At 72.0% G+C, this 13,732-nt stretch carries 12 protein-coding genes; all 12 read left to right on the forward strand.

Going from position 1 to position 13,732, the window contains the following annotated elements; translation table 11 throughout:
- The first annotated feature begins 33 nt into the window (after nt 1-33).
- The 12 genes from alaS (at nt 34) to ACFVR6_RS11845 (ending at nt 13,730) form a co-directional block, all read left to right on the forward strand.
- Nucleotides 34-2,703, forward strand: coding sequence for an alanine--tRNA ligase (alaS, locus tag ACFVR6_RS11790; RefSeq protein ID WP_386963107.1), 2,670 nt, complete (start codon nt 34-36; stop codon nt 2,701-2,703).
- Nucleotides 2,700-3,173 carry a Holliday junction resolvase RuvX gene (gene ruvX, locus ACFVR6_RS11795; protein ID WP_386963109.1) on the forward strand — a complete coding sequence of 158 codons (474 nt, stop codon included), beginning with the start codon at nt 2,700-2,702 and terminating at the stop codon, nt 3,171-3,173. The genes alaS and ruvX overlap by 4 nt, the downstream gene beginning before the upstream one ends.
- Nucleotides 3,173-4,882: an endolytic transglycosylase MltG gene (gene mltG / locus ACFVR6_RS11800; protein ID WP_386963111.1), complete on the forward strand. Its 1,710-nt coding sequence runs from the start codon at nt 3,173-3,175 to the stop codon at nt 4,880-4,882. Before ruvX ends, mltG begins: the two co-directional genes overlap by 1 nt.
- On the forward strand, nt 4,849-5,721 hold the full coding sequence (locus tag ACFVR6_RS11805; RefSeq protein WP_386963794.1) for a shikimate dehydrogenase family protein: 873 nt from the start codon (nt 4,849-4,851) through the stop codon (nt 5,719-5,721). Before mltG ends, ACFVR6_RS11805 begins: the two co-directional genes overlap by 34 nt.
- A 4-nt stretch (nt 5,722-5,725) precedes the next feature.
- Nucleotides 5,726-6,937 (forward strand): chorismate synthase, encoded by a 1,212-nt coding sequence (gene aroC / locus ACFVR6_RS11810; RefSeq protein WP_386963114.1) that lies wholly within the window; start codon nt 5,726-5,728, stop codon nt 6,935-6,937.
- Nucleotides 6,934-7,449 carry a shikimate kinase gene (locus ACFVR6_RS11815; protein WP_386963117.1) on the forward strand — a complete coding sequence of 172 codons (516 nt, stop codon included), beginning with the start codon at nt 6,934-6,936 and terminating at the stop codon, nt 7,447-7,449. Before aroC ends, ACFVR6_RS11815 begins: the two co-directional genes overlap by 4 nt.
- Nucleotides 7,446-8,537 (forward strand): 3-dehydroquinate synthase, encoded by a 1,092-nt coding sequence (aroB, locus tag ACFVR6_RS11820; RefSeq protein WP_386963119.1) that lies wholly within the window; start codon nt 7,446-7,448, stop codon nt 8,535-8,537. The genes ACFVR6_RS11815 and aroB overlap by 4 nt, the downstream gene beginning before the upstream one ends.
- Complete coding sequence (locus ACFVR6_RS11825; RefSeq protein ID WP_386963122.1) at nt 8,534-9,079, forward strand: GNAT family N-acetyltransferase; 546 nt, start codon at nt 8,534-8,536, stop codon at nt 9,077-9,079. The genes aroB and ACFVR6_RS11825 overlap by 4 nt, the downstream gene beginning before the upstream one ends.
- Nucleotides 9,080-9,182: 103 nt before the next feature.
- The gene (aroQ, locus tag ACFVR6_RS11830; RefSeq protein ID WP_386963124.1) at nt 9,183-9,641 is read left to right on the forward strand and encodes a type II 3-dehydroquinate dehydratase; all 459 of its coding nucleotides are present in this window, start codon (nt 9,183-9,185) and stop codon (nt 9,639-9,641) included.
- Between the two features lie 87 nt (nt 9,642-9,728).
- Nucleotides 9,729-10,289, forward strand: a complete 561-nt coding sequence (gene efp / locus ACFVR6_RS11835) for an elongation factor P (RefSeq protein WP_386963127.1) — start codon at nt 9,729-9,731, stop codon at nt 10,287-10,289.
- A gap of 18 nt (nt 10,290-10,307) precedes the next feature.
- Nucleotides 10,308-10,718: a transcription antitermination factor NusB gene (gene nusB, locus ACFVR6_RS11840; protein ID WP_386963130.1), complete on the forward strand. Its 411-nt coding sequence runs from the start codon at nt 10,308-10,310 to the stop codon at nt 10,716-10,718.
- Nucleotides 10,719-10,778: 60 nt separating this feature from the next.
- Nucleotides 10,779-13,730: a DEAD/DEAH box helicase gene (locus ACFVR6_RS11845; protein WP_386963133.1), complete on the forward strand. Its 2,952-nt coding sequence runs from the start codon at nt 10,779-10,781 to the stop codon at nt 13,728-13,730.
- Nucleotides 13,731-13,732 lie beyond the last annotated feature (2 nt).

A 13,732-nucleotide genomic window follows, 5' to 3' on the forward strand; every position in this document is an offset into this window, starting at 1 on the left:
CGTGGTGCTGGACCCTGCCCTCGAGGACCTGAAATGAAGACCGCTGAGATCGCCCAGCGCTACCTCGACTACTTCGAGAAGAACGGTCACACGATCGTGCCGTCCGCCTCGCTGGTGACCGACGACCCCGCCCTGCTGTTCACGGTGGCCGGCATGGTCCCGTTCATCCCGTACCTCAGTGGCGACGTCCCCGCCCCGTACGCGCGGGTCGCCGACGTGCAGAAGTGCCTGCGCACGAACGACATCGAAGAGGTCGGCAAGACCCCGCGCCACGGCACCTTCTTCCAGATGCTCGGCAACTGGTCGTTCGGCGACTACTTCAAGGAAGGCGCGATCCGCTACGCGTGGGAGCTGCTGACCATGTCCGAGGCCGACGGCGGCCTCGGCTTCGACGCGAAGGACCTGTGGGTCACCGTCTACGAAGAGGACGACGAGGCGTTCGAGCTGTGGGAGCGCATCGCAGGGCTCCCCGCCGAGCGCATCCAGCGCCTGGGCAAGGACACCAACTACTGGAGCACGGGCCTTCCGGGCCCCGCCGGCCCCTGCTCGGAGATCTTCTTCGACCGCGGCCCCGAGTACGGCATCGACGGCGGCCCCGCCACCGATGACGACCGCTACGTCGAGATCTGGAACCTCGTGTTCATGCAGTACGAGATCACGAACGTCCGCTCCAAGTACGACTTCGACATCGTCGGCGAGCTTCCGAACAAGAACATCGACACCGGCATGGGCCTGGAGCGCATCGCGTTCATCAAGCAGGGCGTCGACAACATGTACGAGACCGACCAGGTGCGTCCCGTGCTGGATGCCGCGGTCGCGCTGTCCGGCCGCACCTACGGTGCCAACCACGAAGACGACGTGCGCTTCCGCGTCATCGCCGACCACGTGCGCTCGTCGCTCATGCTGCTCGCCGACGGTGTGACGCCGGCCAACGACGGCCGCGGCTACATCCTGCGCCGCCTCATGCGTCGCGCCATCCGCTCGATGCGTCTGCTCGGCGTGGAAGGCCCCACGTTCGCGGACCTCTTCACCGCGTCCCGCGACGCCATGAAGGACGCCTACCCCGAGGTCGAGACCGACTGGGCGCGCATCTCGCAGTACGCCCTCGCCGAAGAGGCGACCTTTCTGCGCACGCTTGCCGCGGGGGAGACCCTCCTCGAGGAGTCGCTCGTGCAGACGCGCGCGGCGGGCGGATCGACGATCCCCGGCGCCGAGGCGTTCCTGCTGCACGACACCTACGGCTTCCCGATCGACCTCACCCTCGAGGTCGCCGAGGAGGCAGGCCTCACCGTCGACCGCGCGGCGTTCGACACCCTCATGAAGGAGCAGCGCGACCGGGCCAAGGCCGACGCGCGCTCCCGCAAGCGCCTGCTCGCCGACACCAGCATCTACCGCGACTTCCGCGCGCACGGTGAGACCGTCTTCACCGGCTACACCGACCTCGAGACCGAGTCGACCGTGCTCGGCATCCTCGTCGACGGCGCCTCGGTCGACCGCGCCCTCACCGGCCAGATCGCCGAAGTGATCCTCGCCGAGACCGCCCTGTACGCCGAGTCCGGCGGCCAGGTCGCCGACAAGGGCGTTATCGTCGGGCCCGGCTACGAGCTCGATGTCATCGACGTGCAGCGCCCGGTGGCGGGCCTCATCAGCCACACCGTCGAGGTCACCACGGGTGAGGTCGGCGTCGGGCAGCCGGCGACGACGGTCGTGGATGCCGCGAACCGCCGCGCCGCCCGTCAGGCGCACTCCGCGACGCACCTCGTGCACGCAGCCCTGCGCGACACGCTGGGCAAGACCGCCACGCAGGCCGGATCCCTCAACCGCGCCGGCTACCTCCGCTTCGACTTCACCTGGGGCCAGTCCCTCTCGCCCGAGACGCGCAGCGAGATCGAGGAGATCGCCAACAACGCGGTGCGGGACAACCTCGAGGTCACCACGCGTGTGCTGCCGCTGGCCGAGGCCAAGACGCTCGGTGCGCAGGCGCTGTTCGGCGAGAAGTACGGCGACGTCGTGCGCATGGTCGACATCGGCGGACCCTGGTCGCGTGAGCTCTGCGGTGGCACGCATGTGTCATCGAGCGCCGAGATCGGGCTGGTCAACCTCGTCGGCGAGTCGTCGGTGGGCGCGTCCAACCGTCGTGTCGAGGCCCTGGTGGGCCTGGACGCCTTCCGCGAGCTGGCCGCCGAACGCGCCATCGTGTCGCAGCTGACCTCGAGTCTGAAGACGCCGCGCGATCAGCTGCCCGCACGCATCGCCGAGCTGGCCGCGAACCTCAAGGCCGCCGAGAAGAAGATCGCGCAGTTCGAGGCGCGCGCCCTCGGCGAGCGGCTGCCGCAGCTGGTGGAGTCGGCGCGGCGCATCGGCCGGTTCCAGGTCGTGGCGCAGTCGCTGGGCACCGCCGGTTCCGCCGACGACGTGCGCTCCCTCGCCCTGCAGGTGCGCGACCGGCTCGGGGCGGATGCCGCGGCGGTCGTGGCGCTGGGTGCCGAGGTCGGCGGTCGTGCCGTGGTCATCGTCGCCACCAACGACACCGCCCGCAGTGCGGGCGCGAAGGCCGGCGTGCTCGCGAAGTCGGCTGCTGCCGCCCTCGGCGGCGGCGGCGGCGGTCGCGACGACGTCGCCCAGGGCGGCGGGACGGATGCCGCGGCGCTGCCGGCCGCGTTCGACGCGATCACCTCGGCACTGGAGTCGCAGGCCGCGTGAGCGGGTTCCGGCGGGGCGTGCGCATCGGCGTCGACGTGGGCAAGGCGCGCGTCGGGGTCGCCCGCTGCGATCCCGATGGAATGCTGGCGACCCCGGTCGAGACGGTGCCGCGCAACGAGCATTCTGTGGCGCGCGTGCGGGAGATCGCCGCGGAGTACGACGCCACCGAGCTGCTCGTGGGCCTGCCGCTGAATCTGCGCGGCGAGGACACCCCCTCGACGGCCGACGCGCGGGCGTTCGCCGCCGCTCTCGCCGAGGCCGGCGACCCCCCGGTGCGGCTGGTGGACGAGCGGCTGAGCACGGTCTCGGCGCATGCCGCTTTGAGACAAAGCGGGCGCTCACAGCGAGATTCTCGTAGCATTGTCGATCAGGTCGCCGCCGTCGTCCTCCTCCAGCATGCACTCGACGTGGAGAAGAGCACGGGACGGCCTCCCGGAACCCCGATGCCCCCGGCCCAGGAGCCCGCCTGATGCCCTCTCCGTCCTCACCGTTCGACGATTCGCTCGCCGACATGTTCGGCAAGCTGCCCGACCCCCGGCACCGCGCCGCGACCGGTCGGGCGACCGAGTCGACGGCCGCGGGAGGACCGACCAGCGCTCCCGCCCCGGCGGGCGATCCCGCTGCGGGCGATCCCGGCGCCGGCGAACCCGCGTCGGCCGATGCCTCGGGCCGCAGCGCGGTCGCACGCGAGAGCGCTCCCGCGACCGAACCCGCAGCCCCGGCATCCGCCCCCGCCGATGCCCCCGCCGCACCGCTCTCGCGCCGCGCTGCCCGCGCCGCCGCCCGTCACACCGAGTCCGACGCAGCGTCCGCGACGCCGGCGGCGGACGCGCCCGTCCCAGCCACAGCATCGGCCTCGGCGGCGCAGCCGGAGTCCCCGGCACAGCCCGTGGCCGCCCCACGCCTCGAGACGCACGCCGCACCCGCCGTCGGCTCCGAGGACGACGACCTCCGCGCCGACGCGGGAAGCGCCGCGCCTGCCGCCGCGCCGCGCGTGGCCGCTCGGCCCGCCGCGACAGCGACTCTGGATGCCTTGTTCACCGGCGAGGTGTCCGTCGACCAGGTCGGCGCCCCGCCGCCGCCGCCGAACAAGCGCCGTCGACGTGTCGGTGGCTGGATCGCGCTCGGCATCGTGCTGGCGCTGCTGGGCGGCATCGCCGCCGGCGGCCTCTGGCTCTGGAACACCTACGAGGAGCCGATCCGGGAGTTCATGGGCTGGGAGGAGCCCCAGGACTATCCGCCGGGGGAAGCCACCGGCGAGGCGAGTATCACGGTCATCTCCGGCGACACCGGTGGGCCGATCTCGCGGAAGCTCTACGACGCCGGCGTCACCATGACCCCCGACGCGTTCTACGACTACCTCATCGACACCGGCCAGAACCCGCCGTTCCAGCCGGGCGTGTTCGCCCTGCAGCAGCGGATGACCTCCGCCGCCGCGCTGGACGCGCTGCTGAATCCCGCCAACAAGGTGTCCAACGCGGCCCAGCTGCGCGAGGGCCTCACGGTGGAGCAGTCGCTGCCGCTGCTGGCCGAGGGCCTGGCCCTGCCGATCGAGGACTTGCAGGCGGCCGTGAGCAACCCCGCCGACTACGGCGTGCCCGCCGACAGCCTGGAGGGCTGGCTCTTCCCGGCGACGTACTCCTTCGATCCGGGGGTCACCGCACCGGATGTCATCCGCACGCTCGTCAACCGCACGATCGAGTCGCTGGACAGCGCCGGAGTGCCGGTCGAGCAGCGCCAGGAGATCCTCACGATCGCGTCGATCATCCAGCGCGAGGCGCGGTTCGAGGACGACTTCTACAAGGTCTCGCGCGTCATCCAGAACCGGCTCTCGCCCGACAACGACGAGACGTTCGGCCTGCTGCAGATGGACTCGACCGCGCAGTACGGGTACAAGGAGATGCACGACGGCACCGTGAGCTCGTCGGCCGAGGCCCTCGCCGACGACAACGCGTGGAACACGTATGTGCACCCCGGTCTGCCGATCGGCCCCATCGCCAACCCGGGGGATCTGGCCATCGACGCCGCGATGCACCCGGCGGACGGCCCGTGGATGTACTTCGTCACGGTCAACCTCGACACCGGCGAGACGGTGTTCACCAACACCGGCGCCGAGCACGAGCAGGCTGTGAAGCAGTGGCAGCAGTGGTGCGCGGACAACCCCGACTCGGGCTGCTGAGGGTGGGGGAGCGCGCCGCGCTGGAGGTCTGGGGCGACCCCATCGCCCACAGCCGTTCGCCGCAGCTGCACGCCGCCGCGTACCGCGTGCTGGGGCTGGATTGGACGTTCGGGCGCCGCCGCGTGACCGAGGCGGCCTTCCCCGACGCACTGGCATCCGTCGACCCGCACACCCGCGGACTGTCGCTGACGATGCCGCTGAAGGGCGCGGGTTTCGCCGCGGCGACCTGGCACGACGACCGCGCCAGGGCCACGGGAGCGGTGAACACCCTGCTGCTCACCGACGACGGACCCCGCGGCTTCAACACCGATGTCGGCGGCATCGTGCGCGCGCTGCGCGAGGCCGGCATCCCCGCCCTCGACGAGGCCCGCATCGTCGGCGCAGGTGCAACGGCCACCTCGGCCGTGGTGGCCGTCGCCGAACTCGGCGCACGACGGGTCGAGGTCGTCGCCCGTCGCCCGGAAGCCGTCGAGCCGCTGCGCCGGCTCGGCGAGTCTCTGGGCGTCACCGTGCGACCTGTCGCGTTCGAGGTCACGGGGCACGCTGCGGTACCCGTGACGATCGCGACCCTGCCCGGCGAGGCGACCGTGCCCGCCGCTGCGGCGGACGCGCTGGCGCGGGCCGGCGGCGTGCTCATGGACGTCGTCTACGGCCACTGGCCGACCCAGCTGTCCACGGCGTGGACCCATGCCGGGCACCCTGCACTGTCGGGCGAGGGGATGCTGCTGCACCAGGCCCTGCTGCAGGTGCGGGTGTACGTCACCGGCGACCCCGGCACCGCACTGCCCGAGGAGGACGCCGTCCTCGCCGCAATGCGCCGCGCGCTCGTGGGAGGATAGGCGAATGCTCCGCGTGCTCACGGCCGGCGAATCCCACGGCCCCGAACTCGTCGCCATCATGGAAGGCCTGCCCGCAGGCGTGCCCGTCACCCGCGACGCCATCCAAGCCGACCTCGCCCGCCGAAAGCTGGGCTATGGACGAGGCTCCCGCATGAAGTTCGAGCAGGACGAGCTGACGATCTCGTCGGGCGTGCGCCACGGCTTCAGCCTCGGCAGCCCGATCGCGCTGCGCATCGGCAACACCGAATGGCCCAAGTGGGTCGAGGTGATGAGCCCCGAGCCTGTGGAACTGACCGAGAAATCGCGTGGCCGCGGCGCCGCGCTCACCCGTCCCCGCCCGGGGCACGCCGATCTCGTCGGCATGCAGAAGTACGACTTCGACGAGGCCCGGCCGATCCTCGAGCGCGCCAGCGCCCGCGAGACCGCCGCGCGCGTCGCGCTGGGCGCGGTGGCCCGAGCGTTCCTCAGCGAGCTCGGCATCCGCCTCGTCAGCCACACCCTCTCGATCGGGCCCGTGCGCGTGCCCGAGGACGCCGCCCTCCCGACTCCTGACGACGTCGACGCGCTCGACGCCGATCCGCTGCGGTGCTTCGACGCCGCCACGAGCGAAGCGATGGTCGCCGAGGTCGACGACGCACGCAAGGAAGGCGACACGCTCGGCGGCATCGTCGAGGTGCTGGCCTACGGCCTGCCGCCGGGGCTCGGCTCGCACGTGCAGTGGGACCGCCGCCTCGACGCCAAGCTCGCGCAGGCGCTCATGAGCATCCAGGCCATCAAGGGTGTCGAGGTCGGCGACGGCTTCGAGACCACCCGCCGTCGCGGCTCCGCCGCGCACGACGAGCTCTTCGCGACGGATGCCGGGATCACCCGTTCCAGCGACCGCGCCGGCGGCACCGAGGGCGGCATGTCCACGGGCACCGTGCTGCGGGTGCGCGCGGGCATGAAGCCCATCGCGACCGTGCCGCATTCGCTGCGCACCGTCGACGTCACCACCGGCGACACGGCCTCCGCGCACCACCAGCGCTCCGACGTGTGCGCGGTGCCCGCCGCGGGTGTCGTGGCCGAGGCGATGACCGCGGTCGTGCTGGCCGAGGCGGTGCTGGAGAAGTTCGGTGGCGACAGCGTGGGGGAGACCCGCCGCAACCTCGAGTCCTACCTCGCCGCCATCCCCGAGACCCTGCGCACGACGACGGCCAGCGACCCCGCACTGGCATGACGTCGCTCGTGCTGATCGGCCCGATGGGCGCGGGCAAGACGAGCATCGGCCGAAAGCTCGCCAAGCGCCTGGGACTGCCGTTCACCGACACCGACGCCGTGATCGTGCGCGATCACGGTCCGATCGACCGCATCTTCGCCGATCACGGCGAGGCCCGCTTCCGCACGCTGGAGCGGGACGCCGTGCTCGCGGCCCTCGACGAGGGCGGTGTCGTGGCACTGGGCGGCGGGGCGATCCTCGAACCGGTGACCCGGGTCGCCCTCCTCGACCACCGCGTCGTCCTCCTCACCGTCAGCGGCGACACCATCGCCTCGCGACTGCGCTCCACGGCGCGCCCGCTGCTGCAGGGCGAGGACCCGGTCGCGCGCTGGCACGCCATCCACGAAGCCCGCCGAGCGCTGTACGAGCAGACCGCCGACGTCACCTTCGACACCTCCGCCGGGCCGCTGCAGGACGTCGTCGACGCCGTGGCGCGCTGGGCGACGACCGCGACCCCCGAGGAGCGCCCATGAGCGAGCAGACCACCACGATCTCGGTGCGCGGAGGCGACGCCTACGACATCATCGTCGGGCGCGGCATCCTCGACCGTCTTCCCGAGCTCATCCCCGACGAGGCGCGCAAGCTGCTCGTCGTCCACCCGCCCACGCTGCGCGACGCCGCCGAAGCGCTGCGCGTGTCGCTGACCGATGCCCTGGGCGCGGGACGCCAGGTGCTGCTGGCCGAGATCCCCGATGCCGAGGCGGGCAAGCGCATCGAGGTCGCCGCCTTCTGCTGGCAGGTCATGGGCCAGGCGGACTTCACCCGCACCGACGTCGTCATCGGCTTCGGCGGGGGCGCGGTCACCGACCTCGCCGGCTTCGTCGCGGCGACCTGGCTGCGCGGGGTGAAGGCCGTGCTCGTGCCCACCACGGTTCTCGCCATGGTCGACGCCGCCGTGGGCGGCAAGACCGGTGTGAACACCGCCGAGGGCAAGAACCTCGTGGGCGCGTTCTGGGCGCCGCACGCGGTGCTCTGCGACCTGGCACTGCTCGACACGCTCAGCCAGAACGAGCGCATCGCGGGCTTCGCCGAGGTCGTCAAGGCCGGCTTCATCTGGGCTCCCGAGATCCTCGACCTCATCGAGGCCGACCCCGTCGCCGCCGTCGACCCCGCCAGCGCCGCGTTCCGCCGCAGCGTCGAACTCGCCATCGAGATGAAGGCCCGCGTCGTCAGCGAGGACTTCCGCGAGGCGGGGCTGCGGGAGATCCTCAACTACGGCCACACCCTCGGTCACGCCATCGAGCACGCCGAGCGCTACCAGTGGCGCCACGGCGCCGCCGTGTCGGTGGGCATGATGTTCGCTGCCGAGCTGTCGCGGCTGGCCGGGCGCCTGCCGGATGCCGTGGTGCAGCGTCACCGCGACATCCTCGGCACCCTTGGGCTGCCGATGAGCTACCGGCCCGGCGCGTGGCCGCAGCTGCTGGCGACGATGCAGCGCGACAAGAAGACGCGCGCCGGCATGCTGCGCTTCATCGTGCTCGACGACATCGCCCGGCCCACCGTGCTGCAGGCCCCCGACGAGTCGCTGCTGTTCGCGGCGTACCAGGAACTCGCCGAGTGACCCCTCGCCTGTCGGTGCGGCGTGTCCGCGCCGACGAATGGCGTGAGGTGCGGGCGCTGCGTCTTGCTGCCACCGCGGACCCCGACGCGACGATCGCGTTCCTGGACAGTCACGCCACGACGGCGGCGCACGGCGACGAGTTCTGGCAGTCCCGCACCGCGGATGCCGCGGACGGGGAGACCACCGCCCAGTTCATCGCCCTCCGCGGTGACGATCCCGTGGGCAGCGCCACCGTGCTCGTGCGGGCGACCGGTCAGACCGACCATCTGGGCCGGTTCGTCGACGACCGCCGCGCCGACGTCGTGGGCGTGTGGGTGCGGCCGGATGCCCGCGGCTCCGGCGCGATCGACCTGCTGCTGAGCACGGCGGCGGCGTGGGTGCGTTCGGTGGGGCTGCGCCGCGTGCACCTGGATGTGCACCGCGACAACGCGCGTGCCCAGGCCGCCTACCGGCGGGCCGGGTTCACCCCCACGGGCGAGACGTTCGACGGGCCGATCGGTCCGGAGATCGTCATGGCCCGCGACCTCCCGGTCGCTCCCTGAGTCTGCCCGGTACAGGAGAACTCCCCGCAACAGGACGGTGCCGTCGCGGATCGTCCTGTGCCGGTGAGATCGCCTGCGTCCGGGAGGGCAGTAGGGTGCCAGGGTGACCACGCCCCGCCGCCTGCTGCTCGTCAACGGCCCCAACCTCAACCTCCTCGGCACCCGTGAGCCCGCGATCTACGGCCACGAGACGCTCGCCGACGTCGAGCGGATCGTGACGGAGACCGCCGCCGCGCGCGGGTTCGAGGTGCGCTGCGTGCAGAGCAACCACGAGGGCGTGCTGCTGGACGCCATCCACGATGCCCGTGAGGACTGCGCCGGCATCGTCATCAACCCCGGCGGCCTCACCCACACCTCGGTCGTGCTGCGCGACGCCCTCGCCGGTGTCGCGCTGCCCGTCGCGGAGGTGCACATCTCCGATATCCAGGCCCGGGAGAGCTTCCGCCACCACTCCTACGTCGCCGACGTCGCACTCGTCCACGTGGTCGGCGAAGGCGTCGCCGGATACGCCCGCGCCGTGTCGCTGCTGCTGGATGTCATCACCGGTCATGCCGAAGGCTGAGAGACTGCGACCGGTCATCACGTAGAATCGAACGCCGGGCACGCCCGCGGCGCCCGACTCCCTCACACGAACGGACTTCTCCCTCCCATGGCATCCACCGCAGACATCAAGAACGGCGTCGTCCTCAGCATCGACGGCCAGCTCTGGAACGTCATCGAGTTCCAGCATGTCAAGCCGGGCAAGGGCGGCGCATTCGTGCGCACCAAGCTCAAGAACGTCGTGTCGGGCAAGACCGTCGACCGCACGTACAACGCCGGCGCCAAGATCGAGATCGAGAACGTCGATCGCCGCGACTTCACCTACCTGTACAACGACGGCGACAGCTTCGTGTTCATGGACGTCGCCGACTACGACCAGATCAACGTGCCCGCCGCCGTCGTCGGCGACGCGAAGAACTTCCTGCTGGAGAACCAGCAGGTGCAGATCGCGATGAACAACGGCAACCCGCTCTACATCGAGCTGCCGGCATCCGTGGTCCTGGAGATCACCTACACCGAGCCGGGCCTGCAGGGCGACCGCTCCTCGGCCGGCACGAAGGCCGCGACCGTCGAGACCGGCTACGAGATCCAGGTTCCGCTGTTCGTCGAGCAGGGCACGAAGGTCAAGGTCGACACCCGCACGGGTGACTACCTCGGCCGCGTCAACTGATCGCGGCGTCGTTCTTCCATGAGTGCACGCACCAAGGCGCGCAAACGCGCCCTCGACATCCTCTACCAGTCCGACATCCGCGGTGACGACCTGGGCGTGACCCTGGCGGCCGAGGCCAAGCGCGCCGCGAACGAGCCGGCCCGTGAGGCGTCGTGGCTGTACGCCCGCGAAATCGTCGACGGTGTCATCGACAACCGCGAAGAGATCGACGAGCAGATCACCACCGTCGCCAAGGACTGGTCGCTCGCGCGCATGCCCGCCGTCGACCGCGCGCTGCTGCGCATGGCGGCGTGGGAGATCCTCTACAACGACGCCGTCCCGGCCGCCGTCGCCATCGACGAGGCCGTGGAACTGGCCAAGGAGTTCTCCACCGACGACTCCGGCTCGTTCGTGCACGGTGTGCTGGCGCGCATCGCCCGATCGTCCTGACCGGCGGATGCCGCCTCATCGCCGGCCCGGCACGTCTGCGGGGTCGGCGAGGATGAGGGCATGACCTCCCGCGCGGCTCCCGACTGGCGCGAGCTGCTGACGGCGCCCGCGCCTGCGGAGCCGGCACCGCAGCTCGCCCTCGGGGTGGAACTGCGCCAGCGCGTGCGCCGCGCCGAGTCGCGGTGGGCGCCGACGCGCATGGAGACCGCCACCGCGCGCGGCCTGCAGCAGCCCGCCGTCGACGTGGCACTGGGGCTGCGCCCGTTGGAGCGCTCCCGCCGCGGCTGGATCAAGGGGCACGCCACCTGGGACGCCCTTCGCCGCCCGGGCCACGGCTACGACCCCGGCCAGGCACGCTGGTTCGTCGAGCTGTACAGCATCGTGCGCGACGCCCGGACGCTGGGCACGATGCCCGACGGGTCGGAATGGCTGACGCTGGACGACGTCGAGTCCCACCTGCTGTGGCCGCACCTGGCGGGCGCCCGCACCCGCGGCATCCCGCTGACGGCGCGGTCGGCGCAGCAGACGGTCGCCCTCGCCGCCGACGCGGGCGTCGCCGTCCACACCGAACGCGGCAGGGACGGCCTGATCCTCACCCCGCGCGTGACGATCGACGACGCACCGGTGCCCGCCGCCGAGGTGCGCACGATCGGGCATGTCGGCCTGTACCGGGTGGAAGCGACGGGGGAGCGCATCGCCCTCACCCTCGCCCCGGCGGAGGTGCCCCCGCCCGCGCGCGCCCTGCTGCGCGCCCGCGAGCCGGTGCTGGTCCCGCGCGCCGAGGCCGACGAGTTCCTCCGCGACCATCTGCCGCGCCTCGCGCGCCAGGCGCCGGTGACGCTCGGTCGCGGCGTCGAGATGCCGCCGGCGCTGCCGCCGCGCCTCGAGGTCGCGGTGCGGTTCGAGCCCGGCGACCGCGTGGAGTACGCGCTGACGTGGCGTTACGCCGGCACGCCGCCGGTGCCGTACGCCGCCACCGGCACCGCCACCGACCGCGACACCGCGTACGAGAAGCGCGTGCAGGATCACGTCGAGGCGGCGTGGCGCGGCGCGAGCGAACTGCCCTTCCGCGACGCCGGCGCGTTCACAGGCGTGGATGCCGCCGAGTTCGCGGCCGCCGTGCTGCCGGCGCTGCAGCTGATCGACGGGGTCGACACCGACGTCACCGGCATCCGCCGCAGCTACCGGGAACTCACCGGCACGCCGGAGATCACTGTCACGACGGTGGAGACCACCGACCGCGATTGGTTCGACCTCGGCATCATCGTGACGATCGACGGGCGCCGCATCCCGTTCACCCCACTGCTGACCGCGCTCACCCGGCGCCGGCGCAAGATGCTGCTCAGCGACGGCGGCTACTTCTCGCTCGCCCACCCCGCCCTCGACCGGCTGCGCGAGCTGCTGGAGGAGGCCGCGGAACTCGACGAATGGGACACCGGCCCCCGCATCAGCCGGTACCAGACCGCACTGTGGTCCGATTTCGAGGACCTCGCCGACCAGGCCCAACCCGCCGTGGCGTGGCGGGCCACCGTGGCGGGGCTGCGTGCGGCGGAGGGCGTGCCGACCACCCCCGTGCCGGCGGGAATCCACGCGAAGCTGCGCCCGTACCAGCAGCAGGGGCTGGACTGGCTGGCGTTCCTCTGGCGGCACCGGCTCGGCGGCATCCTCGCCGACGACATGGGCCTCGGCAAGACGCTGCAGACCCTCGCGCTCATCGCCCACACCCGTGACGAGGGGGAGCGGCGCCCGTTCCTCGTGGTCGCCCCCACCTCCGTCGTCGCGACGTGGCGCAGCGAAGCCGAGCGCTTCGCCCCCGACCTCGTCGTCCGCACGATCGGCTCGAGCGCGCTCACCCGCGGCGCGTCGGTGGCCGACCTCGCCGCCGGCGCCGATGTCGTGGTGACCTCCTACGCGCTGCTGCGCCTGGACGAGGCGGAGTACGCCGGGCTCGAGTGGGCGGGGCTCATCCTCGATGAGGCGCAGTTCGTCAAGAATCCCGCCACCAAGCTGCACCGCGCCGCCGCCTCGCTGCGCGCCGACGTGACCTTCGCCATCACCGGGACGCCGCTGGAGAACACCCTGACCGAGCTGTGGGCGCTGCTCTCGCTCACCGCGCCCGGCCTGTTCCCCTCGGCCCGACGCTTCCGGCAGGAGTACGTCGGCCCGATCGAGCAGGGCAAGACGCCGGAGAACGCCGAGGGAGCGCCCTACCGTGAGCGGCGTCTGGCGCGGCTGCGCCGGCGCATCCGGCCGTTCATGCTGCGCCGCACGAAAGACCTCGTCGCCCGCGACCTGCCGCCCAAGCAGGAGCAGGAGCTGCGCGTGCAGCTGAGCGACGACCACCGGGCACTCTACGACACCGTGCTGCAGCGGGAACGGCAGAAGGTGCTGGGCCTGCTCGACGACCTGGATCGCCAGCGGTTCATCGTGTTCCGCTCGCTGACGCTGCTGCGGCTGCTGAGCCTCGCCCCCGCCCTCATCGACGGCCGCCACACCCGACTGGGCTCCAGCAAGCTCGACGCCCTGCTGGAGCACGTGGGCGAACTCGCGGCGGAGGGCCACCGCGCACTGGTGTTCAGCCAGTTCACGTCGTTCCTCGAACTGGCGGCCCGGCGACTGGATGCCGCCGGCATCGCGTACGCGTGGCTCGACGGCTCCACGCGGCGCCGTGAGGAGGTCGTGGCCGAATTCCGCGGCGGCGACGCGCCGGTGTTCCTCATCAGCCTGAAGGCGGGCGGCTTCGGCCTGACCCTCACCGAGGCCGACTACGTGTTCGTCCTCGACCCGTGGTGGAACCCCGCCGCCGAGTCGCAGGCGGTGGACCGCACGCACCGCATCGGGCAGACCCGGCCGGTCAACGTGTACCGCATGATCGCGGAGGGCACGATCGAGGAGAAGGTCATGGCGCTGCAGCAGCGCAAGGCCCGCCTGTTCGCCTCGGTGATGGACGACGACGACCTGTTCTCGGAGGCGCTGACCGCCGACGACATCAGGGATCTGCTGGACGGCTGAGC

It is taken from the genome of Microbacterium sp. NPDC058021 (genome assembly GCF_042885955.1).
GTDB lineage: Bacteria > Actinomycetota > Actinomycetes > Actinomycetales > Microbacteriaceae > Microbacterium.